The sequence below is a fragment of the Bradyrhizobium sp. Ghvi genome (genome assembly GCF_900115265.1).
Classification (GTDB): domain Bacteria; phylum Pseudomonadota; class Alphaproteobacteria; order Rhizobiales; family Xanthobacteraceae; genus Bradyrhizobium.
The window spans coordinates 185132-206839 of sequence record NZ_FOVU01000007.1 but is presented as its reverse complement, the minus strand read 5'-3'; the positions used below and the strand labels follow the sequence as shown (position 1 = coordinate 206839).

19 protein-coding genes are annotated in these 21708 nt (G+C 64.8%); 11 read left to right on the top strand and 8 right to left on the bottom strand.

Going from position 1 to position 21708, the window contains the following annotated elements; genetic code table 11:
• Positions 1–307 precede the first annotated feature (307 nt).
• Positions 308–1438, bottom strand: coding sequence for a site-specific DNA-methyltransferase (locus tag BM374_RS25785; RefSeq protein WP_092298554.1), 1131 nt, complete (start codon positions 1436–1438; stop codon positions 308–310).
• 109 nt (positions 1439–1547) lie between these two features.
• Here BM374_RS25785 and BM374_RS38745 point away from each other — a divergent pair, with 109 nt between their 5' ends.
• From BM374_RS38745 to moaB, 3 genes are all read left to right on the top strand, one after another.
• The gene (locus BM374_RS38745) at positions 1548–1721 is read left to right on the top strand and encodes a hypothetical protein (protein WP_177248531.1); all 174 of its coding nucleotides are present in this window, start codon (positions 1548–1550) and stop codon (positions 1719–1721) included.
• 120 nt (positions 1722–1841) lie between these two features.
• Complete coding sequence (ypfJ, locus tag BM374_RS25780) at positions 1842–2783, top strand: KPN_02809 family neutral zinc metallopeptidase (RefSeq protein WP_092298551.1); 942 nt, start codon at positions 1842–1844, stop codon at positions 2781–2783.
• A gap of 205 nt (positions 2784–2988) precedes the next feature.
• Complete coding sequence (gene moaB, locus BM374_RS25775) at positions 2989–3549, top strand: molybdenum cofactor biosynthesis protein B (RefSeq protein ID WP_092298549.1); 561 nt, start codon at positions 2989–2991, stop codon at positions 3547–3549.
• Between the two features lie 184 nt (positions 3550–3733).
• Here the strand turns inward: moaB and BM374_RS25770 are convergent, their stop codons facing one another.
• Both BM374_RS25770 and BM374_RS25765 read right to left on the bottom strand, forming a co-directional pair.
• Positions 3734–4663, bottom strand: a complete 930-nt coding sequence (locus tag BM374_RS25770; RefSeq protein WP_092298546.1) for a bifunctional helix-turn-helix transcriptional regulator/GNAT family N-acetyltransferase — start codon at positions 4661–4663, stop codon at positions 3734–3736.
• Positions 4664–4727: 64 nt separating this feature from the next.
• Positions 4728–5303 (bottom strand): glycosyltransferase family protein, encoded by a 576-nt coding sequence (locus tag BM374_RS25765; RefSeq protein ID WP_092298543.1) that lies wholly within the window; start codon positions 5301–5303, stop codon positions 4728–4730.
• A gap of 319 nt (positions 5304–5622) precedes the next feature.
• Between BM374_RS25765 and BM374_RS25760 the strand changes: the two genes are divergently transcribed.
• A complete protein-coding gene (locus BM374_RS25760) occupies positions 5623–6462 on the top strand; it encodes an RMD1 family protein (RefSeq protein WP_092298540.1) in 840 nt (279 codons plus the stop codon).
• 221 nt (positions 6463–6683) lie between these two features.
• Here BM374_RS25760 and BM374_RS25755 read toward each other — a convergent pair whose 3' ends face one another.
• Entirely contained in the window at positions 6684–7868 is a 1185-nt protein-coding gene (locus tag BM374_RS25755; protein WP_092298999.1) for an acetate/propionate family kinase, read from the bottom strand.
• A gap of 7 nt (positions 7869–7875) precedes the next feature.
• Positions 7876–10290, bottom strand: a complete 2415-nt coding sequence (locus BM374_RS25750; protein WP_177248530.1) for a phosphoketolase family protein — start codon at positions 10288–10290, stop codon at positions 7876–7878.
• A gap of 209 nt (positions 10291–10499) precedes the next feature.
• On the opposite strand from BM374_RS25750, the gene BM374_RS25745 reads away from it, so the two are divergent.
• From BM374_RS25745 to BM374_RS25730, 4 genes are all read left to right on the top strand, one after another.
• Positions 10500–11675, top strand: a complete 1176-nt coding sequence (locus BM374_RS25745; RefSeq protein ID WP_092298534.1) for a PA0069 family radical SAM protein — start codon at positions 10500–10502, stop codon at positions 11673–11675.
• A gap of 24 nt (positions 11676–11699) precedes the next feature.
• The gene (locus tag BM374_RS25740) at positions 11700–11987 is read left to right on the top strand and encodes a VOC family protein (RefSeq protein WP_092298531.1); all 288 of its coding nucleotides are present in this window, start codon (positions 11700–11702) and stop codon (positions 11985–11987) included.
• Positions 11988–12060: 73 nt separating this feature from the next.
• Positions 12061–12840, top strand: a complete 780-nt coding sequence (rnhB, locus tag BM374_RS25735) for a ribonuclease HII (protein WP_092298997.1) — start codon at positions 12061–12063, stop codon at positions 12838–12840.
• 99 nt (positions 12841–12939) lie between these two features.
• Entirely contained in the window at positions 12940–14448 is a 1509-nt protein-coding gene (locus BM374_RS25730; protein ID WP_092298527.1) for a glycosyltransferase family 39 protein, read from the top strand.
• Positions 14449–14461: 13 nt separating this feature from the next.
• Here the strand turns inward: BM374_RS25730 and BM374_RS25725 are convergent, their stop codons facing one another.
• Complete coding sequence (locus tag BM374_RS25725; protein ID WP_092298523.1) at positions 14462–15265, bottom strand: uracil-DNA glycosylase; 804 nt, start codon at positions 15263–15265, stop codon at positions 14462–14464.
• A gap of 135 nt (positions 15266–15400) precedes the next feature.
• Here BM374_RS25725 and BM374_RS25720 point away from each other — a divergent pair, with 135 nt between their 5' ends.
• From BM374_RS25720 to BM374_RS25710, 3 genes are all read left to right on the top strand, one after another.
• A complete protein-coding gene (locus BM374_RS25720) occupies positions 15401–17062 on the top strand; it encodes an electron transfer flavoprotein-ubiquinone oxidoreductase (protein ID WP_092298521.1) in 1662 nt (553 codons plus the stop codon).
• A 303-nt stretch (positions 17063–17365) separates the two neighbouring features.
• A complete protein-coding gene (locus tag BM374_RS25715) occupies positions 17366–19159 on the top strand; it encodes a tetratricopeptide repeat protein (RefSeq protein ID WP_092298994.1) in 1794 nt (597 codons plus the stop codon).
• A 26-nt stretch (positions 19160–19185) separates the two neighbouring features.
• Positions 19186–20070: a 4-(cytidine 5'-diphospho)-2-C-methyl-D-erythritol kinase gene (locus BM374_RS25710; protein ID WP_092298519.1), complete on the top strand. Its 885-nt coding sequence runs from the start codon at positions 19186–19188 to the stop codon at positions 20068–20070.
• Positions 20071–20170: 100 nt separating this feature from the next.
• Here the strand turns inward: BM374_RS25710 and BM374_RS25705 are convergent, their stop codons facing one another.
• Positions 20171–21046 carry an alpha/beta fold hydrolase gene (locus BM374_RS25705; RefSeq protein ID WP_092298517.1) on the bottom strand — a complete coding sequence of 292 codons (876 nt, stop codon included), beginning with the start codon at positions 21044–21046 and terminating at the stop codon, positions 20171–20173.
• Positions 21047–21052: 6 nt separating this feature from the next.
• A complete protein-coding gene (locus BM374_RS25700; RefSeq protein WP_092298514.1) occupies positions 21053–21685 on the bottom strand; it encodes a LysE family translocator in 633 nt (210 codons plus the stop codon).
• Positions 21686–21708: the final 23 nt, after the last annotated feature.

The following is a 21708-nucleotide window of genomic DNA, read 5'->3' as shown; positions in this document are numbered from 1 at the left end:
TGGCATCTCCCGAATGTTGGTGGCCAACAGCGGACGCAGGCATCTTGGCTGCGCGGCGGACCCTCTCTTGCCTGAACTTTGTCGGGAAGGGCAACCGTCGAGTTTGCCGTGTGGTATCTGCGCGCCGCGCAGATCAACCGGCGTAACAAAGGCCGGCCGTCGTCGTAAGGCCCGCCATCGCCGACAAACTCTCTTGTCATTCCGGGGCGTGCGTAGCACGAGCCCGGAATCCATTTCTCCACGAACTCTGCCGCCCCATGGAGTCCGGGCTCTCGCTTCGCGAGCCCCGGATGACCACCGATGCCGGCTATTCCGCCGCCATGCCGGCGCGGATCTCGGCGCGGAGCTCGTCGATCAGCTTGAGGCCCTTCTTGGTCTCGACGTGCCAGAACGTCCAGCCGTTACAGGCCTGTGCGCCTTGCGCCACCGCGCCGATGCGGTGGATCGAGCCGACCTTGTCGCCGAACATGATGGCGCCGTCGGCACGGACCAGCGCGCCCAACTTCTTCTTGGCGTCGAACAGTTTGGTGCCGGGCATGATCATGCCGCGTTCGATCAGCTCGGAGAACGCGACTCGCGGCGCTTCGCGCGCGGTCATGAACGGGACGAGGCTCTCTTCCGGCAACGGCTCGACCGCCGCGATGCGCGCTTCGGCCGCCTTGGCGTAGGTCTTGTCGCGCTCGAAGCCGATATAGGAGCGGCCGAGACGCTTGGCGACGGCGCCGGTGGTGCCGGTGCCGTTGAAGGGATCGATCACGAGATCGCCGGGCTTGGACGACGACAGCAGCACGCGCGCGAGCAGCCCTTCCGGCTTCTGCGTCGGATGCACTTTCTTGCCGTCGGCGCCCTTGAGGCGCTCCTCGCCGGTGCAGAGCGGGATCAGCCAGTCCGAGCGTGCCTGCACGTCCTCGTTGGCGGCTTTCAGCGCCTCATAGTTGAAGGTGTAGCCCTTGGCCTTCTCGTCGCGCGCAGCCCAGATCATGGTCTCGTGCGCGTTGGTGAAGCGGCGGCCGCGGAAGTTCGGCATCGGGTTGGTCTTGCGCCAGACGATGTCGTTCAGGAGCCAGAAGCCGAGGTCCTGCATGATCGCGCCGACGCGGAAGATGTTGTGATACGAGCCGATCACCCAGATCGTCGCCGACGGCTTCATGGCGCGGCGCGCGGCCAGCAGCCAGGCGCGGGTGAAATCGTCATAGGCGGAAAACGAATCGAACTTGTCCCAGTCGTCGTTGACGGCATCGACATGGGATTCATCGGGGCGCTTGAGATCGCCCTTGAGCTGGAGATTGTAGGGCGGATCTGCAAACACCAGATCGACGCTGCCGGGCTGCAGCTTCGACATCTCGGCGACGCAATCGCCGACGATGATGCTGTGCGAGGCAGACTCAAAATTTGTGCGGGGCGCCCTTGCAGACGCCCCGCGACGCGACACTACCATGACTCAAGAACTCTGACTCAGGCGACGCTGTCGGCGACGCGGGACCAAACAACCGACTGACCGTTACAATGAAGCGGCAAAGTAAAAATCGACTTAACCCGCCGCTTGTGTGAGCAAGACTTTCATCGCGTTGCGCGAGCCGGTGATTGCTCGCATTCGCCGTGTTTTGCAGCGTATTTCGCGCGTCCCTGCATTGCGGCGGCCCGGCGGCGGTCAAATTTCTCTCGGAAAAAAATGCATGGCCCTCGGAAAAATTGCTGATGCGGGCGCGCTGTCGCACTAGGCAATTTTTGCCGGCCACGATATTGATAAAGGCAACGGAAATTTTACGTATGTGGCGCGTTGAGCTCCAACGTTTCAGCGCCGCCCAATTGACGCCATCAGGATTTGAGGGAAGCCCGCCATGCGCTACGATGATTTCCGCCGCAGCGACGACATCGAGGATCGTCGCGACGAAGGCGGCGGAGGATTTGGCGGCGGTGGAGGCGGCGGGTTCGGCCTGCCGATGGGCGGCGGCGGGCTCGGCATCGGCACCATCATCGTGCTCGGCCTGATCGGCTATGCCTTCGGCATCGATCCACGCCTCCTGATCGGCGGCGCCGAGATCCTCTCCGGCGGCCAGGCGCCGAGCTACCAGAGCGACCGCCCGTCGTCCCAGGCCAAGCGCGGTGCGCCGACCGACGAAATGGGCAGTATGATCTCGGGCATCCTCGGCGAGATCGACGATCGCTGGAGCGAGATCTTCCAGGCCTCGGGCCAGTCCTACACCGGCCCGAAGGTCGTGCTGTTCCGCAACGTCACCAATGGTGGCCGCTGCGGCCGGGCCGAGTCGGCGATGGGGCCGTTCTACTGTCCGCCGGACCGCACCATCTTCCTCGACACCTCGTTCTTCCGCGAGGTCGAGACGCGCTTCCATGGCTGTTCCGGCAAATCGGCGTGCAACTTCACGACCGCCTACATCATCGCGCACGAGGCCGGCCATCATATCCAGAACCTGCTCGGCATCATTCCGAAGGTGACGCGATTGCAGCAGCAGGCCCAGAGCAAGGCCGAGGCCAATGCGCTCCAGGTGAAGGTCGAATTGCAGGCCGACTGTCTCTCCGGCATCTGGGTCAATCGCGAGGCGAAGAAACGTCCGAACTTCCTTGAGACCGGCGACATCGACGCCGCCCTGAGCACGGCAAGCGCAATCGGTGACGATACGCTGCAGCGTCAGGCCACAGGGCGCGTCGTGCCCGACTCCTTCACCCACGGTTCGGCCGCGCAGCGCAAGCAATGGTTCATGACCGGCTATCAGCAGGGCTCGCTGCAAGCCTGCAATACGTTCGGCGGCGGTGGGCCGTAGCGGTCTTGTGCCTCGGATGCAGTGGCGTCATCCTGAGGTGCTCGCCTCTTCGGCGAGCCTCGAAGGATGGCGGAGCCCGCGGCCCATCCTTCGAGGCTTGCCGTGCGGTGCGGTTGCACCGCAAGGCGCGCACCTCTCCGGCGAACGCAAATGCGTTCGTCCGGGGGATGAAGGTGGTGGGTGTGGGAGCAGGAGTTAAGTCGTAATGTCCATCGACGAAACCAAACAGTTCATCCCGCTCAACATCGCGGTGCTGACCGTCTCCGACACGCGCGCGCTTGCCGATGACAAGTCCGGCCAGACCCTGGCCGATCGCCTCACCGCGGCGGGCCATCATCTCGCCGCGCGCGAGATCGTCACCGATGACGTCGAGGCGATCCGTGCCGTCGTCCGCCGCTGGATCGCGGATGCCGGCGTCGACGTCGTCATCACTACCGGCGGCACTGGTTTTACGGGGCGCGACGTCACGCCGGAGGCGATCGAGCCCTTGTTCGAGAAGCGCATGGACGGTTTCTCCATCGCCTTCCACATGCTGAGCCATGCCAAGATCGGGACCTCGACGATCCAGAGCCGCGCCACCGCGGGCGTTGCTGGGGCAACCTACATCTTCTGTCTGCCGGGCTCGCCCGGCGCCTGCCGCGACGGCTGGGACGGCATCCTGAAAGCCCAACTCGACTACCGCACGCGCCCCTGCAATTTCGTCGAGATCATGCCGCGCCTGGACGAGCATCTGCGACGGCCGAAGGCGCAGGGCGCGACGGCGTGATTTTCTTTCCTTCCCCCCTTGTCGGGGAAGGTGGCGCGAAGCGCCGGATGAGGGGTATCGATCCGCGAGCACAGATGCTCGTGGAGACATACCCCTCACCCCAGTGAGGTTGCTCTACCAGCATCGCTGCCCTCTCCCGCAAGGGGCGAGGGCACATTCATGCGCAGCTCGCGCGTTGCGATGATTACAGATCCATCTCCCACGTCTCTCCGACAAGATCCTGCCCGAAGCTGTGATGCGGCTCCGTCGCGATCAGCTCGAAGCCAGCGGCCTTGTAGATGCCGCGCGCGGCCACCAGGATGCTCTGCGTCCATAGCGTCATCCGCTTGTAGCCCCTCTCGCGCGCGCCCTCGATGCATTGCTGGACCAGCGCGCGGCCGACGCCTAGCCCGCGCGCTTTCTTCTCCACCTGCAACAGGCGGAGTTTTGCGAGCTCGTCCGTGGCCTTGACCAGGAAGATCGAACCGACCGGCTCGCCGCCGACTTCCGCGATCCAGCAGTGCTCGCGTGCGGCGTCATAGGTCTTGATGAACTGGGCGCAGATCTCGGCGACCAGCGCCTCGTAGCTGATGTCCCAGTTATAGTCCGCGGCATAGGCGGCGGCTTGCTTGGAGATGACCCAGCCCATGTCGCCGACGCGATGGCTGCGCAGCACGACGGGAGCGGGTTGGCTTCGTCGCTGCTCCAGCACGGCCTCGATGGTCGACATCGCCTGCGTCAGCCGCGTTGCATCGCCGGCCGTAAGCTGAGCCAGCATCGCGGCGACCTCATTTTGCGAGCTCAGGTTCAGCTTGGCGAAGGCCTGGCGGCCTTTGGCGGTGAGGCTGAGCTGGTATTGCCTGCGATCCGCGGGCAGGGGCTTCCGCGTGATCAGCCCCTTTTCGTCGAAGTTTTGGATGATGCGGCTGAGATAGCCGGGGTCGAGACCAAGCTCGTTTCCGATCTCCTTGGCCGCAAGGTCGTCGCGGTGCGCGAGCTCGAAAAGCACGCGGGCCTCGCTGAGCGAAAACGGGCTCTTGCCAAGGTGCTGGCCGAGCACACCGAGCTTGCGCGTATAGAAGCGGTTGAAGGCGCGGATCGCGGCGATCTGGTCGTCGGTACTGGCAATGCGCATGGGAACACCTCGATGCTTGCCATTGTCAAATAATTGTTTGACTTTGGCAAGTATCGGCTGCGCTTCAACCCACCATGACGATCCGGCTGCGCAGCAGCGTCCGGGAGGACCGCCCGAGCCGCCTGAGCAGCCTCGCCTCGGAACCGCGGGCCTGGGGCGGGTAGCCGCCGATCCGGTCGTAATGATCACGTGCGATCAAAAGACCCTGATCGCCGAGGGGACCGACCAGCTTGCGCGCCACGGACCACAGGACATCGTGGAGGCTGGTTTCGGCGTAAGGCGAGCGGGCGTAGCGAAATACGGCCGCACGATCGCGGCCGCTGGCTGCGACGGCCTGGATGAACTGGGTGGTCTCTTCGATCCAGCCGGTTTCGAGCACCGCCCCGGCCGGGAGGAACATCAGCCAGGGGGACCGGGCCTGGAGCGCGCCGGCGGCGAGCGCTGCGCCCTGCGAAGACCCCTCGTAGCCGATGAAGCGGCAGCCGGCGACGTCGGCGACGCGCTCCATGACGCCGTTGCGGGTGCCGTCGACCAGCAGAACTTCCTTGATGACGCCCGCTGCGGCACCGGGTACCAGCGCGGCCAGAGTGGCGACCGCGGTCTGCTCGACGCCTTCGGTCGGTATGATGACACTCAGCATGATAGAGGCTTCGATGTCCGCACTTCGGGAGAAACGTAACTCGTCATGATGTTGTCATAAACACGCGACGCTGCCGAGCGCAACTTTTCGCGCCGCGCTCCGGCTGCGATGGTAAACCGCCGTGCACAACGCGGCCGCTCCGCGGCAGGACTGTTGCCGAATGTTTCGGCGAATCTCGATGTCGTGAGCTTCAAACTGAGCCTTTCTCTGCCGATATGTAAGGAGGGCACTTTCTGCAAGGCTATGTCAGCAATCTGACATGGACCTTGCGGCAAGGAAATACGCGCGACCTCCAGTGCGCCAAGCGAGATGTCTCCTGATGAACGCCGATCAACTTCCCGTTGGCATGACGCCCACATCGCCGAAGCCGGATGCCGCGCCGACCTTGCGGATCCGCGCCGTGATGCTGGGCGAGCGCATTAACGCCTCGAACCTCGAACTCGGCACGCTGGTGTCCTCGACGCCCGCTGCCTTTCGTGTCCATGCCGGCCTCGCCGTGATCTTCCGCTACGGCGTCGTAGTGCTGATCGGCTTGCTTCCCTCGGAGGAGAAGGTGGTGCTCGACAGCCTGAAGTCACGCGTCACGGGCGAGTTCAGTCCCTATGAGGAGGAGATCGCGCAGGCGCAGCTTTGCAAGGACGAAAACGCGGAGGCGATTCAGCCGGGTGGGCCGATCTGCCTCTTCAAATTTTCCGACGAACGGCTGCTGCTGATCGCCGATGCGCTCGCCAAGAGCACGTCGCTGGCGCGCGACGAGCGGCGCGTTGCCGCGGTCTTCGACGTCATCGAGCCCCTTGCGCGGGAGCTTGCCGAGAAAGGCCGTACGTCGCGGCGGCGCAAGGGCATCCTGCAACTCATCGGCAACGCGCTGCTCGTCCAGCAGCGCGTCGCCGGCCGCGTCGCTGTCGCCGAGAAGCCCGACGCGCTCTGGGAGAAGCCTCAGCTCGACCGGCTCTATGCGCGTCTGGAAGACGAATATGAGCTGACGGAGCGTCTGGACACGCTCGAGCGCAAGCTCAAGGTCATCTCGGAGACGGCCGATGCGCTGACCGACATCATCGACACCCAGCGCTCGCTGCGGCTCGAAATCGCGGTGGTGGTGTTGATCGTGATCGAGGTCGTGATCGGGTGCATCCAGATCTTTGCTGGGGGGCACTGATAGGCTGAAATCCCGGCCGCGAGCGCGATGCGCGCTATTGTGCCCTCGCCCCTTGCGGGAGAGGGCAGCGACGCTGGTAGACACAAGCTCGCTTGGGTGAGGGGTATGTCTCCGTATGCTCAATGTATGTGTGACCGCGGACAGAACCCCTCATCCGGCGCTTCGCGCCACCTTCTCTCACAAGGGGAGAAGGAAAGTTGCGGCCGATCGTCCGTCATGCCTTAGGCGCTCGGTTGCAACACCGCGACGCAGTGCCGTACTATCGTTAACTCCTCGTTGGTTGGGATCACGAAGACATCGACCGAGCTGTCTTCGTCGCTGATCCGCTCGCGCGCCTCGTCATTCGCTGCTGGATCGATGCGCACCCCGAGCCAGCCGAGTCGCTCGCCAATGGCACTACGGATTTCCTTGGCGTGCTCGCCGATGCCGCCGGTGAACACCAGGCCCTCCAGTCCGCCGAGCGTATTTGCCATCATCGCGATCTCTTGCGCCGCACGGAAGGTGAAGAGATCGACAGCCTCGCGCGCGGCGGGCTCTTGGCTCGCCAGCAGCGTGCGCATGTCCGCGGAGATTCCGGAGACGCCGAGCAGGCCGGACTCGTGATAGAGCAAATGTTGCAAATCCTCGGTGCTCATTCTCTCGTGCTGGAGCAGATAGAGCAACACGCCGGGATCGACGGTGCCGCAGCGCGTGCCCATCACGAGGCCGTCGAGCGGCGTCAGTCCCATCGTGGTGTCGACGCTGCGGCCGTCGTGAAGTGCGCAGAGACTGGCGCCATTGCCGAGATGAGCGATGACGGTGCGCCGGGCCGCAAACTCCGGTGCGATTTCGACGAGCCGGCCAGCGACATATTCAAATGAGAGGCCATGAAAGCCGTAGCGCCGCAGGCCGTGCTCTTCATAGCGCCGTGGAATGGCGAAGCGGCTCGCGGGTGGCGCGAGGCCGTGATGGAACGCGGTATCGAAACAGGCGATCTGCGTCAGCGCACGACGGATTGCGCTGACGGCGCGGACGGGTGCCAGGCAGCGCGGCTGGTGCAGCGGCGCCAGCGGCGTCAGCGCCTCCAGCTTTGCGGTGACGTCGTCGGTCAAAACGACCGGGCCGGAATATTCGGGTCCGCCGTGGACGATGCGGTGCCCCACTGCGCGCAAGCGGCTTTCGCGAAAACGATCCTCGATGAAGCTTAGAACGTCGGCGAACAGATGGCCGCCGTCGACATCCGATACCTCCCTCTGCGTCTCGAACAGCGTCTCGCCCGAGGGGCTCTTGGCCACAAGGCGCGGCTTCGCCTCGTGCTCATCGAGCAGGCCGTTGCAGAGCAGGGCGGGCTCGGCCGTCGAGATGTCGAACAGGCCGAACTTGATGCTCGATGAGCCCGAGTTGAGGGTGAGGACCGCGTCCGCCATGGCGCCGTCAATCGCCGGCTTCGGCCGGCGTGGTGCCGCCGGCACTGTTCTGCCAGACCCATTGCTGGATTTCCGGCATGTCCTCGCCGTGCTCGCGCACGTAACGCGAATGCTCGATCAGCTTGTCACGAAATTGCTGCTTCACTTGCGCGGCCTTGGTTGCCAGATCAGGCACGCGTTCGATCGCCTCGATCGCGAGGTGATAGCGGTCGAGCTCGTTGAGCACGACCATGTCGAACGGCGTCGTCGTGGTGCCTTCCTCGGCAAAGCCGCGCACATGCATGCCGGCGTGGTTGGTGCGATTATAGGTCAACCGATGAATGAGATAGGGATAGCCGTGATAGGCGAAGATCACCGGCTTGTCGCGCGTGAACAGCGAGTCGAAGTCGCGATCGGAAAGTCCGTGCGGGTGCTGCTCCTTCGGTTGCAACGTCATGAGATCGACGACGTTGACGACACGGATCTTCAAATCGGGTAGCGCCTTGCGCAAGAGGTCGACGGCGGCGAGCGTCTCCAGTGTCGGCACGTCGCCCGCGCAGGCCATGACCACGTCGGGCTCGCTGCTCGTACCTTCCGTGCCGGCCCAAGCCCAGATGCCGATGCCGGCATCGCAATGCGTCGCAGCCTCCTGCATCGACAGCCATTGTGGCGCGGGCTGCTTGCCGGCGACGATGACGTTGATGCGGTTGTAGGTGCGCAGGCAGTGGTCGGCGATCCATAGCAGCGTATTGGCATCCGGCGGAAAGTAGATGCGGACGATATCGGCCTTCTTGTTGGCGACGAGATCGACGAAGCCGGGGTCCTGATGGCTGAAGCCGTTATGGTCCTGGCGCCAGACATGCGAGGTCAGGAGATAGTTGAGCGAGGCGATCGGCCGCCGCCATGGCAGGTGCCGCGTCACCTTCAGCCATTTGGCATGCTGGTTGAACATGGAATCCACGATGTGGATGAAGGCCTCGTAGCAGGAGAAGAAGCCGTGACGGCCGGTGAGCAGATAGCCTTCGAGCCAGCCCTGGCAGAGATGCTCGCTCAAAACCTCCATCACGCGGCCGTCCTGCGCGAGGTGGACGTCGTAGGGTTCGATCGGCTCCATCCACACGCGTTCGGTGGCGTCGAATACGGCGTCCAACCGGTTTGAGGCGGTCTCGTCCGGACCCATGATGCGGAAATTGCGTTCCCCCGCGTTGAGGCGGATGACGTCGCGCAGGAGTTTGCCGAGCTCGCGCGTCGCTTCACCCGTCACGGCGCCCGGCTGCGGCACGTCGATTGCGAAGCTGCGGAAGTCCGGTAGCTTCAGCTCCTTCTTCAGCAGCCCGCCATTGGCGTGGGGATTGGCGCCCATCCGCCTGTTCCCCTGCGGAGCGAGCGCCTGCAGCTCGGGAATGAGCGCGCCGTTCTTGTCGAACAGTTTGTCAGGCTCGTAGCTGCGCATCCAGTCTTCGAGGATCTTCAAATGCGCCGGGTTTTCGCGGCAGTTCGCGACGGGCACCTGATGCGCGCGCCAAAAGCCTTCGACCTTCTGGCCGTCGACCTCCTTCGGGCCGGTCCAGCCTTTCGGGCTGCGTAGCACGATCATCGGCCAGCGTGGCCGCTCGAGGCTCTTGTTGCTATCTCGGGCGTGCTGCTGGATCGAGCGGATGCTCGCGATCGCGACGTCGAGCGCATCGGCCATGGCCTGATGCATCGCCTTGGGATCGTCGCCCTCGACGAACAGCGGCTCATGGCCAAGCCCGCGGAAGAGCTCGCGGATATCGCTGTCAGGCATCCGCCCCAGCACGGTCGGATTGGCGATCTTGTAGCCGTTGAGGTGCAGGATGGGCAGAACCGCGCCGTCATGTGCCGGGTTCAGGAACTTGTTCGAGTGCCAGGACGCCGCGAGCGGGCCGGTCTCGGCCTCCCCGTCACCGATGACGCAGGCGACGATGAGGCCCGGATTGTCGAATGCCGCGCCATAGGCATGCACCAGCGCGTAGCCGAGTTCGCCGCCTTCGTGGATCGAGCCCGGGGTCTCCGGCGCCGCGTGGCTCGGAATGCCGCCTGGGAAGGAGAACTGCCTGAACAGCTTGCGCAATCCCTCCGTATCGCGCCCGATATCCGGGTAGATCTCGCTGTAGCTGCCTTCGAGATAGGTGTTGGCGACCATGCCCGGTCCGCCATGGCCGGGACCGCAGACATAGATCACGTTGAGATCCTGTGCGCGGATGGCGCGGTTGAGGTGGGCATAGATGAAGTTCAGCCCCGGCGTCGTGCCCCAATGGCCGAGCAGCCGGGGCTTGATGTGCGCAGGGACCAACGGCTCGCGCAGGAGGGGATTGTCCAGCAGATAAATCTGCCCGACGGAGAGGTAGTTTGCGGCGCGCCAATAGCGATCGAGGAGATCGAGGTCGCTGCTTGCAGCGGCCTGATGTTGTTGATTTGTCATATTCCTGCCGACCTTCACCGGGGATCGTCACCAACCGAGTTCCGGCGAGATCGATCCTTTCCCGCATCAAACGGGACCGGGTTCACGCGATGTTGCGTGAGGTCAAACCTCGGCGCGCGAAGTTTGGGCAGCGCTACTGTGCATGGGGTTGTTTTCGCGTTTTCGATTCTTGTTCTTGATTTGTTCCTCTGGCGTGTTATTTTGGTTGCATGAGTCCAGCATCTTCTTCTGCTCTCAAGCACCCGCCGGTCACGGCGCCCTCCGAGCCGGCGGGTGCGCCTTCTGCTTTCCCCGCTGATTTTCCAGAACTTGGCGTCGCCATCGACCGCGCGCGCAGCCGCGGGCGGGGCGCCCAGTCCAATGCCAGCGGCCGTTATGAAGCCGAGGCCCGCGTCGCCTTCGACGATGGTTGGCAGAGCCTTGAGGAACTGCCGCCGTTCAAGACCAGCGTCGGCGTCGACACCTCGCGCAAGGTCATCACCCGCAACGATTCTCCCGACATCGGCTTCGATCGTTCGATCAATCCCTATCGCGGCTGCGAGCACGGCTGCGTCTATTGCTTTGCGCGACCGACGCACGCCTATCTCGGCCTGTCGCCGGGGCTCGATTTCGAGTCGAAGCTGTTCGTGAAGCCCGAGGCGCCTGTTCTGCTCGAGAAGGAACTTGCGGCCTCCGGCTATGAGCCGCGGATGATCGCGATCGGCACCAACACCGATCCCTATCAGCCGATCGAGCGCGAGCGCAAAATCATGCGCGGCATTCTGGAGGTGCTGGAGCGTACCGGCCATCCCGTCGGCATCGTCACCAAATCCGCGCTGGTCACACGCGACATCGACATTCTCGCTGCGATGGCCAGGCGCAACCTTGCCAAGGTCGCGATCTCCGTCACCTCGCTCGATCCGAAGCTGGCGCGGACCATGGAGCCGCGGGCCTCGACGCCGCCGAAGCGACTGGAGGCGCTGAAGCAGCTCTCGGAGGCGGGCATTCCGACGACCGTGATGGTCGCGCCCGTGATCCCGGCGCTGAACGATTCCGAGATCGAGCGCATTCTCGATGCGGCCGCCCATGCCGGCGTCAAGGAAGCCTCCTACGTGCTGCTGCGGCTGCCGCTCGAGGTGCGCGATCTCTTCCGCGAATGGCTGATGGCGAACTACCCGGACCGCTACCGCCACGTCTTCACCCTGATCCGCGACATGCGTGGCGGCCGCGACTACGATTCGAAATGGGGCGAGCGGATGAAGGGCACCGGGCCGATGGCCTGGACCATCGGCCGCCGCTTCGAGATCGCCTGCGACCGGCTCGGTCTCAACAAGCGCCGGTCGAAGCTGACCACGGATCATTTTGCGCGGCCGAAGCAGAACGGCGAGCAGCTCAGCCTGTTCTGACAGCCGAAGCCCGCGAGGAGTGCGATGAGTAAGGAACTGTCGGCCCCGGTGCCGCGACTGACGGTGATCACGCTTGGCGTCAGCGACATCCGCGCCAGCATCGCCTTTTACGACGCGCTCGGCTTTTCGCGCCTCGATGCCGTGCTCGCGTTTGCGCTCAGCAAAGGCGCCACCCTGCTAAAGTCCGCGCACGAGACCGATTACGGCGGCTATTCCGGCTATTTTGCCGATCCCGACGGCCATCCCTGGGAGGTCGTGGTCGCGCCCGGTATCGAGGTCGGTGACGACAGGCGGGTGCATCTGGCGGACTGACGCCGGATGAATAACGGGAATTGCGTGGGGTTCCCGGTTGCGCTGGCCGGGCGGCTTGCGCACGATCCCGGCCATGATTCGGGACAAATCCGCCAAGAAGGCTGCTAAGGACGCGCCGAAGGACGTTGCCGGGAAGGCCGCGCCTGCCAAGGCGAGCTTCCGCCGCGAGCGCGCGCTGATCAAGCGCGGCGTCTGGCCGATCGCGGGCTGCGACGAGGCCGGCCGCGGGCCGCTCGCCGGTCCGGTGGTAGCGGCCGCGGTGATTCTCGATCCGGACCGTATCCCGCGCGGCATCGACGATTCCAAGCGGCTGACGGCGGAAGAACGTGAAAAACTGTTCGACAAGATCTGCGCCACCGCGCAGGTCTCGGTCGCCGTCGCATCCCCGGCACGCATCGACCGCGACAACATCCTGCGCGCCTCGCTGTGGGCGCTGAAGCGCGCGGTGGTGGCGCTGCCGGAGGCGCCCAGGCATGTCTTCGTCGACGGCCGCGATCGCCTCGATATCGAGTGCGACTGCGAGGCCGTCATCGGCGGTGACGGCATCGTGCTGTCGATTGCGGCTGCCTCGATCGTCGCCAAGGTGACGCGCGACCGGCTGATGTGCGCGCTGGCGCAGGACTGCCCAGGCTACGGCTTCGAGCAGCACAAAGGCTATGGCGTCCCCGAGCATCTCGACGCGCTCAATCGCCTCGGCCCCACCATCCACCATCGCAGCTTCTTCGCCCCGGTCGCCGCCGCCCGCGCCAAGCACATGCCCTGGACGATCGAGCCGGTGCGGGACCTGTTCGAGGTCACCGAGATCGTGCAGGTGGAGACCTCAGTTGAAATCGATGCTTCAGCAGGCCTCTAGCGTAGACTGGCGTTGCCACGACGCGTGGCGCCCTTTATCAAAACGGATGTGAGCGAATAGGGCCGGCTGGACGGGTTGGCTGCATCTTGCGGGCGTTGCATGCGGTTTACCTCCCTGGTCATCGAGCTCATTCGCGCCCGGCCGCGGTTGATCGTCTGGATCGCTGTGCTGCTCCAGGCCGCGATGTGGCTGCTGGTGGCGCTGTTGTTCTATCGGAGCCCGCCCGGCAGCCTTGCGACCCTGCTGGCCTTCGGCAGGGAATATCAGATCGGCACTGATCTCGGCCCGCCGCTCTCAATCTGGCTCGCCGACATCGCCTATCGCGCCGCGGGCGGCCACATGTTCGGCGTCTACGTGCTGGCCGAGCTCTGCGAGATTGCGACCTTCATCGCGCTCTACCACTTGGGGCGCGCGGTGGTCGGCGCCCAACAGGCGGTGCTCGCTGTGCTCTTGACGATGACGGTGCTGGCCTTCTCTTCGTCCGCGCTCGACTTCGGCCCCCTGGTGCTGGCGCGGCCGCTCTGGGCGCTGTTGCTGTTGCATTCCTGGCAGATTATCGGCCAGCGCCGCGGCAATGCCTGGTTCGCCTGGTCGATCGAGGCGGGCCTGCTGCTCCTGACCACGCCGGCCGCGATCTTCCTGCTCGCGTTGCTCGTCATCTTCGCGCTCGCGACCGCGGGCGGCCGCCGGACCTTGCGCGCGCTCGATCCGCTGTTCGCACTTGTTGTGGTCGCGGTGCTGGCGCTGCCTTATGCCGTCTGGCTGATGCGCGCCGAGACCCTCGTGCTGCCGGCGCTGCCCCAACTTGCCGACCTCAGCCCTCGCGCGATCCACGCCGCCTGGCTGCTCGGCGGGCTTGCGCTCGGAGCCGTGGCGGTCCCGGTGCTGAGCTTCCTCAACACGCCCCTGTTCGCTGGCAAGGGCGAGGAGGCGCCGATCATCTACCGGCCGCCGGTTGAGCCGCTCGCGCGCAACTTCGTCTATTTCTTTGCGCTGGCGCCCGCCCTCGGTGCGGTCCTGATCTCAGGCGTGTTCGGCTTCGACGCCGTCATCGGCGGCCCCGGCGTCGTGCTGCTGATGTCGGGCCTTGCCATGGTTGTGGTGGCCGGCGATCTCATCGCGATGCGCCGTGCCCGCATGCTGCGCACCGTGTGGCTCGCGGCCATCGTGGCGCCCGCCGTCGGCGTCGTGCTGGCCGTGCTGTTCCTGCCCTGGACGGATACCGGAGAGATCGCGACCTCGATGCCGGCGCGCGCGATCTCGGACTTTTTCGATGAGAGCTTCGCCCGCCGCACCAACCATCGCCTCCGTGCGGTCGCAGGTGAAACCCAGCTTGCGAGCCTGATCACGCTGCATTCCGGCCGGCCGCATCTGTTCATCGATGCTGATCCTGCGCGTACGCCGTGGATGTCGCAGGCCAAATTCAGCGAGAGCGGCGGCGTCGTGGTCTGGCGTGCCTCTGACACCGCCGGCACTCCGCCACCGGAAATCCTCGCGCGCTTCCCTAGCATCGTGCCCGAAGTGCCACGCGCCTTCGAATGGCTCGTCAATGGCCGTCAGGGACTGCTGCGCATCGGCTGGGCGATCGTGCGACCGAAGGGGGCGTGAGTACGCGAGCTTGCTAGCCCGCCAACGCCTTCGCGATCGCCCGCAGATCCTGCCAGGCCAGACGCTTGTACGACGGTGAGCGCAGGAGATAGGCCGGGTGGAAGGTCGGCAGCGCGCGGATGGTGCGTTGGCCCGTCTCGTAATCGAACCAGCGGCCGCGCGTGCGCATGATGCCTTCGCGCGTGGACAGCAGCGTCTGCGTCGAGGGATTGCCGAGTGTCACCAGCACGTCGGGATTCACCAACTCGATATGGCGCTGGATGAAGGGCAGGCAGATCTGCGTCTCCTGCGGCGTCGGCGTGCGATTGCCCGGCGGCCGCCAGGGAATGACGTTGGTGATGTAGGCGGTGGTGCGGTTGAGGCCTATGGCCCCTATCATCAGATCGAGCAGCTTGCCGCTGCGGCCCACAAACGGCAGCCCCTCGATGTCCTCGTCGCGGCCGGGCGCCTCGCCGACGAACATGATGCGCGCCTGCGGGTTGCCGTCGGCGAACACCAGCCGTGTCGCGGTGTGCTTCAGTGCGCAGCCCTCGAAGTTTTGCATCAGCTCGCGCAAGGCCTCGAGCGTCGGCGCCGTGCGCGCGGCCTCGCGCGCCGAGGCGATCGCGACGTCGGGCGCCGGCGCGGCCTCGCCGCGCATCACCGCAGGCGCGGCGACGGGCCGCGGTGTCTCGATCGGTGCTACGCGCGGGGCCGGCGGTGGGGTGTCTAATTCCGCCAGGCGGTCGATGGGCTCCTCCGCGAGCGCGCAGTCGACACCGGCCTCCAGATAGAAGGCGAGAAGCTCTCGGACGGTGGGCGCGGGCTCGGGGATCATTGGAAAGTCAGACTATTAATTCATCTTAGGGCGCCTTGCATCCCAGCGGAACGCATTTCCGTGGTTGTCCTACCCGGAAAAATCGGAAACAAGGGGGCGCAAATGACGAGGAACCGTCTCGAGGGCTGAGATCAGATGAGCACCGAAGAACTTCCCCCGCGCGAATCCATGGAATTCGACGTCGTTATCGTTGGCGCCGGCCCCTCGGGCCTGGCCGCCGCGATCCGGCTGAAGCAGATCAACGCCGATCTCAACGTCGTCGTGGTGGAGAAGGGCTCGGAGGTTGGTGCGCATATTCTCTCCGGCGCTGTGATCGACCCGGCCGGCCTCGACAAGCTGATCCCGGACTGGCGCGAGGATTCCGATTGCCCGCTGAAGACCCAGGTCAAGGACGACCGCTTCTTCTGGTTCACCGAGACGAGCGCGATCAAGCTGCCGAACTTCATCATGCCGCCGCTGATGAACAACCATCACTGCTACATCGGCTCGCTCGGCAATGTCTGCCGCTGGCTCGCGCGCAAGGCCGAGGCGCTCGGCGTCGAGATCTATCCCGGCTTTGCCGCCGCCGAAGTGCTTTATGACGAGGGAGGCAAGGTCAAGGGCATTGCCACCGGCGACATGGGCATCGGCCGCGACGGCAAGCCGAAGGATTCCTTCACCCGCGGCATGGAATTGCTCGGCAAGTACACGCTGTTTGCCGAAGGGGCGCGCGGTAGCCTGACCAAGCAGCTCATCAACAAGTTCGCGCTCGACGCCAAGAGCGAACCGCCGAAGTTCGGCATCGGCCTCAAGGAAGTATGGCAGATCGATCCCGCCAAGCACCAGAAGGGACTGGTCCAGCACGCGGTCGGCTGGCCGCTCAAGAACGATACCGGCGGCGGCCTGTTCTTCTACCATTATGACGAAAACCTGGTGTCGATCGGCTTCGTCGTCCACCTCAACTATAACGATCCGTATCTCTCGCCATTCGACGAATTCCAGCGCGTCAAGAACCATCCCGCAGTGCGTGCCACGCTCGAAGGCGGCAAGCGGCTCGCTTACGGCGCGCGTGCGATCACCGAAGGCGGCTATCAATCGGTGCCTCGGCTGAGCTTCCCCGGCGGCGCGCTGATCGGCTGCGCGGCAGGGTTCGTCAACGTGCCGCGGATCAAGGGCGTGCACAATGCGATGGGCACCGGCATGCTCGCCGCGGAGCATGTCGCGGCCGCGCTCGCCGCCGAACGCGCCAATGACGAACTCGTCGAATACGAGAACGCATGGCGCGATTCCGTCGTGGGCAAGGACCTCTATCCGGTCCGCAATGCCAAGCCGCTCTTGTCGAAGTTCGGCACCTTCATCGGGGCCGGGCTCGGCATCTTCGACATGTGGTGCAACACGCTGTTCGGTGCCTCGCTGTTCGGCACCCAGTCACACGCCAAGCCCGATCGCGCGACGCTCGATCCGGCCAGGAGCCACGCACCGAAGGTCTATCCGAAGCCCGACGGCAAGATCTCGTTCGACAAGCTATCCTCGGTGTTCCTGTCCAACACCAACCATGAGGAGGATCAGCCGGTCCACCTGAAGGTTGCGGACATGAACCTCCAGAAGACGTCGGAGCACGACGTCTTTGCCGGCCCGTCGAATCGCTATTGCCCCGCCGGCGTCTACGAATGGGTCGAGGAGGGCGGCAGCCCCCGCTTCCAGATCAACGCGCAGAACTGCGTCCACTGCAAAACCTGCGACGTGAAGGATCCCAACGGCAACATCACCTGGGTTCCTCCGGAGGGGGGCGGCGGGCCGAACTACGAGGCGATGTAGGCGCGCCACGGTGGCTCAGTGGTCCGAAGCGTGATGGAGCGCACGTTCGCGTGAGGACGGGAGTGCCGCGGGTGCCCCTGGTCACGATACGGCCACAGTAGCGGCGTCTTGGGGCTGACTTGATCGGTTACTTGGCTGATTTGGGGCGTGCGGAGGGGATCGCCGGTCCGAATCCTTGCGGTGAAGCGCCAAAAGCGGCATTGTCCGGACCCGACGGTTCCGGGTCCCATGTCGCCGGCCGCGTTCGCGTGCGAGACGGCCTTTGCTTCAAACCCAGGCACCACCAACTCAAGGCGAGCCCTGATGTTCTCAAATCGTTTCAATCGCTGGACTGCTGCTGCCATCGTCCTTGCCGGCTCCGCAATCGTGGTCCCCGGCGCGGTGCTGGCGCAGACACCGGATCATCCGGCCGACACGGCGGTGCAGTTTCCGACCCGGAACGATCTGAAGTCCCTCACCAGCGCCGGCAGCTATCTTGCTGCCCGCCATGCCAGCGTCGAGCGGGACGCGACCTCGGCCGCCGCGTTCTACCGCTCCGCGCTGCGGACCGATCCCAAGAACAACGAACTGCTCGACCGCGCCTTCATCTCGTCGGTCGACGATGGCGACATCGACGAAGCAGTCAAGCTCGCCGAGCGCATCCTCACCATCGACAAGACCAATCGCGTCGCTCGCCTCGTGGTCGGCGTGCATGATTTGAAGCTGAAGAAATATCAGAGCGCGCAGAGCAACATCAACCAGTCGGTTCGTGGACCGATCACCGATCTCGTCGCGACGCTGTTATCCGGATGGGCCGCTTATGGAGCGGGCGATGCCAAGGGCGCGGTTGCGACCATCGACAAGCTGGCAGGTCCCGAATGGTATCCGCTGTTCAAGGATCTGCACGCCGGCATGATCCTCGAGAACGCCGGCAAGGAGAAGGACGCGGGCGTTCGCTTCGAGCGCGCCTACAAGCTCGACGATTCCATGCTGCGCGTCACCGAGGCCTATGCGCGCTGGCTGTCGCGCAACAAGGACGCGGCTTCGGCAACTGCGATCTACGAAGCCTTCGACAAGAAGCTCGCCCGTCATCCGCTGATCGTGGAAGGGCTGCGTGAAACCAAGGCGGGCAAGAAGATGCCGTCGCTGGTCGATTCCGCCCAGGGCGGCGCGGCCGAGGCGCTTTACGGCATCGGCGCCACGCTGACCCGCCGCGGCGGCGAGGATCTGGCGCTGGTTTATCTCCAGCTCGCGCTGTATCTCCAGCCCTCTCACCCGCTGGCCTTGCTCTCGCTCGCCGACCTCTATGAATCGGTGAAGCGGCCGCAGATGGCGATCAAGATCTATGAGCGCGTGCCGTCGAGCTCGCCCTTGAAGCGCAACGCACAGATCCAGCTCGCCATTGATCTCGACTCCGCCGATCGCACCGACGAGGCGATCAAGATCCTCAAGGGCGTGACGTCAGAGGATTCCAAGGATCTCGAAGCCATCATGGCGCTCGGCAATATCGAGCGCGGCCGCAAGAAGTTCGGCGATTGCGGGGCGACCTACTCGCAGGGCATCGACGTGCTGCCTGCCGGCAACGACAAGGCCAACAGCGTCTGGTACTACTATCGCGGTATCTGCGAGGAGCGCTCCAAGCAGTGGGCCAAGGCCGAGGCCGACATGAAGAAGGCGCTCGAGCTCCAGCCCGACCAGCCGCACGTCCTGAACTATCTCGGCTATTCCTGGATCGACCAGGGCGTGAATCTCGACGAAGGCATGAAGATGATCAAGCGTGCGGTCGAGCAGCGTCCCGACGACGGCTACATCGTCGACTCGCTCGGCTGGGCCTATTACCGCATCGGCAACTACGAAGAGGCGGTGAAGAATCTCGAGCGCGCCATCGACCTCAAGCCTGAGGATCCCACCATCAACGACCATCTCGGCGACGCCTATTGGCGCGTCGGCCGTACTCTGGAAGCCAAGTTCCAGTGGGCGCATGCCCGTGATCTCAAGCCCGAGCCGGAGGAGCTTCCGAAAATCGAGGCCAAGATCGCGAACGGCCTCAGCGAGGACAATTCGAACTCTTCGGCCGCGCAGGCGGACAAGAAGAAAGACGACGACAAGGGCGGTTAGGCTGGGCAACTGGGGGCGTATCGCCGATGCCGGCGTTGGTTGAAGAAGGGCGCGCGAAGGTCAACTTAAGCCTTCGCGTGGTCGGCCGTCGCGCCGACGGCTATCATGATCTCGAAAGCGTGGTTGCGTTTGCCGACTGTGCCGATCGGCTCACCCTGGAGCCCGGTGGCGAGCTCAGGCTTGCGACGACGGGACCGCTTGCGGCGGCTTGCGGCGAGACCTCGGACAATCTCGTGTTCAAAGCCGCCAAGCTGTTGGCGGACGCCGTGCCGAACCTGAAGCTCGGCGCTTTCGCGCTCGACAAGGTCTTGCCCGTCGCAGCCGGGATCGGCGGCGGCTCGGCCGATGCCGCTGCGGCGCTGCGGCTGCTGGCTCGTCTCAACAATCTGCCGCTCGATGATCCCAGGCTCCAGCAAGTCGCGCTCGCGACCGGCGCCGACGTGCCGGTGTGTCTGCTCTCGCGCGCCTGTGACATGACCGGGGTCGGTGAGCAGCTGCTGCCGCTGGCATTGCCGAGCATGCCCTGTGTGATGATCAATCCGCGCGTGCCTGTTGCGACCAAGGACGTGTTCCAGGCGCTGGGCCTGCGCAACGGGGAGCTGCTGGTCGGGGCCACTTCGGTCCTCGAAGCCCCTGCCTGGCCGGGCGAGGGCGGATCGATTGCCGATTGGGTCGAGGTTCTCGAAACCGTTGCCAATGACCTCGAAGCCCCTGCGATGCGTATCGAGCCTGTCATCGGTGATGTGCTGGAAGCCTTGCGCTCTTCCGCCGGTGTCAAGCTTGCGCGCATGTCCGGCTCGGGTGCGACCTGCTTCGCAATTTATGGTGTGCCCGGAGATGCGCACGCCGCTGCCGAGAAGATCCGCAGGGATCACCCGGGCTGGTGGGTGCATGCGGGGACGTTGAGCTAATCCTATCCATCATTGCGAGCGCAGCGAAGCAATCCAGAATCCCACCGTGGAAAGACTCTGGATTGTTTCGCTGCGCTCGCAACGACGGGATGGAGCCGAGCTAACTCGCGCCTTCCTCAGCCAGACCCAGAAAGCGCCGGATCTCACCCAGCACCTCATCCGGCTTGTCGTGTTGCAGCCAGTGTCCGGCCCCGGCGATGGTCGCGACGCGCGCCTGTTGGAAATAGCGCTCCAGTCCCGCCGAGCGCGCGCCGGCGAGAAAACTTTCGCCGGCGTTCAGCAGCAGCGTCGGGCAGGTGATGCGCGACCACAGCGCGACGTGATCGTCCGGCCAGAGCCGGTGCGGCGCCGAGGCGCGCTGGTACGGATCGAACTTCCAGCTATACGTGCCATCCTCGTTCTGTCGCGCGCCATGGGTGGCGAGGTGCAGCGCGAGTTCGCGCGACAGCCGCTTGTTGTGAAGCACCATTTGCGCAGCAGCGTCCTCGAGGGTCGAATAGCGGCGCGGCGTGCGATCGTGCAGTCTGTCGAGCTGGCTCACCCATTTGCTGATGCGCTCGTGCGGCGGCGGCTTGGGCGCATCCGGCAACATCGTCACACCGTCCAGCACGACGAGCTTCGAGACCAGCTCGGGGAATGCCCCCGAAAAGATCAGGCTCACCATGCCGCCCATCGAGTGGCCGATGAGCGCCACTTGAGGCGCTGCGATGGCACGGACGAGCTGGATAAGGTCGTAGACATACTCGGTCAGCGCGTAGCTGCCGCCGCGGGTCCAGTCGGAATCGCCGTGGCCGCGCAGGTCGGGCGCGATCACATGAAAATGCTGACGCAGCGAGCGGGCGATGGCATCCCAGCTTCGGCAATGATCGCGGCCGCCATGGACCAGCATGAGGGACGGCGCACTCTCGTTGCCCCAATCGGCATAATGCAGCCGTAGCCCGTGGGACTCGTAATAGCGACTTTGCGGAGCGAGCATCGCGGGTTACCCGTTCACCGGCCGCCGCGCCAGCGCGAGCGACAGGCCAAGGCTGGCGATGAAGACACCAGAGCCTTGGCTGAGGCGACGCATCAGGTGCGGCCGTCCGATCAATTGCCTTCGCGTTGCGGACGCCGTCAGCACCACGACGACATCGGCAAGCGTGTTCAGCGTCACCGAGATCGCGCCGAGCTCGATGAATTGCAGCGTGGGGTTCGATCCCGAGGGATCGAGAAATTGCGGAATGAAAGCGAGGAAGAACGCAGCCGTCTTCGGGTTCAGCGCCTCGACCAGAACGCCGTCGCGGAAGGCCCTGATGTCGCCGACGGGCTCGCTCTCGAGGGGCAGCGCGCTGCCGACGCCGCGAAACGTCCTGATGCCAAGCCAGACCAGATAGAGGGCGCCGATGAACTTCACCGCGGCGAACAGCTCGGCGCTGGCAAGGATGACCGCCGAGATGCCGAGACTGCCTGCCACGACATGAACCAAGCCGCCGAGCGCCGTACCCGCGGTCGAGGCGAGACCGCTGCCGCGCCCGTCGGATAAGGTTCGTGCCGCGACGTAGAAAATGCCGGGGCCGGGAACGGCGGCGATGAAAAACGCCGCGGTCAGGAACAGCCAGAGATTGGTTTCAATCATGCCGTTTTCGTAGCGCAGCGCGC

Coding starts and splice junctions, on each gene's coding strand:
- BM374_RS25785 (WP_092298554.1), bottom strand. CDS start 1,438: ATGGTAGTGTCGCGTCGCGGGGCGTCTGCAAGGGCGCCCCGCACAAAT.
- ypfJ (WP_092298551.1), top strand. CDS start 1,842: ATGCGCTACGATGATTTCCGCCGCAGCGACGACATCGAGGATCGTCGC.
- moaB (WP_092298549.1), top strand. CDS start 2,989: ATGTCCATCGACGAAACCAAACAGTTCATCCCGCTCAACATCGCGGTG.
- BM374_RS25770 (WP_092298546.1), bottom strand. CDS start 4,663: ATGCGCATTGCCAGTACCGACGACCAGATCGCCGCGATCCGCGCCTTC.
- BM374_RS25765 (WP_092298543.1), bottom strand. CDS start 5,303: ATGCTGAGTGTCATCATACCGACCGAAGGCGTCGAGCAGACCGCGGTC.
- BM374_RS25760 (WP_092298540.1), top strand. CDS start 5,623: ATGAACGCCGATCAACTTCCCGTTGGCATGACGCCCACATCGCCGAAG.
- BM374_RS25755 (WP_092298999.1), bottom strand. CDS start 7,868: ATGGCGGACGCGGTCCTCACCCTCAACTCGGGCTCATCGAGCATCAAG.
- BM374_RS25750 (WP_177248530.1), bottom strand. CDS start 10,290: ATGACAAATCAACAACATCAGGCCGCTGCAAGCAGCGACCTCGATCTC.
- BM374_RS25745 (WP_092298534.1), top strand. CDS start 10,500: ATGAGTCCAGCATCTTCTTCTGCTCTCAAGCACCCGCCGGTCACGGCG.
- BM374_RS25740 (WP_092298531.1), top strand. CDS start 11,700: ATGAGTAAGGAACTGTCGGCCCCGGTGCCGCGACTGACGGTGATCACG.
- rnhB (WP_092298997.1), top strand. CDS start 12,061: ATGATTCGGGACAAATCCGCCAAGAAGGCTGCTAAGGACGCGCCGAAG.
- BM374_RS25730 (WP_092298527.1), top strand. CDS start 12,940: ATGCGGTTTACCTCCCTGGTCATCGAGCTCATTCGCGCCCGGCCGCGG.
- BM374_RS25725 (WP_092298523.1), bottom strand. CDS start 15,265: ATGATCCCCGAGCCCGCGCCCACCGTCCGAGAGCTTCTCGCCTTCTAT.
- BM374_RS25720 (WP_092298521.1), top strand. CDS start 15,401: ATGAGCACCGAAGAACTTCCCCCGCGCGAATCCATGGAATTCGACGTC.
- BM374_RS25715 (WP_092298994.1), top strand. CDS start 17,366: ATGTTCTCAAATCGTTTCAATCGCTGGACTGCTGCTGCCATCGTCCTT.
- BM374_RS25710 (WP_092298519.1), top strand. CDS start 19,186: ATGCCGGCGTTGGTTGAAGAAGGGCGCGCGAAGGTCAACTTAAGCCTT.
- BM374_RS25705 (WP_092298517.1), bottom strand. CDS start 21,046: ATGCTCGCTCCGCAAAGTCGCTATTACGAGTCCCACGGGCTACGGCTG.
- BM374_RS25700 (WP_092298514.1), bottom strand. CDS start 21,685: ATGATTGAAACCAATCTCTGGCTGTTCCTGACCGCGGCGTTTTTCATC.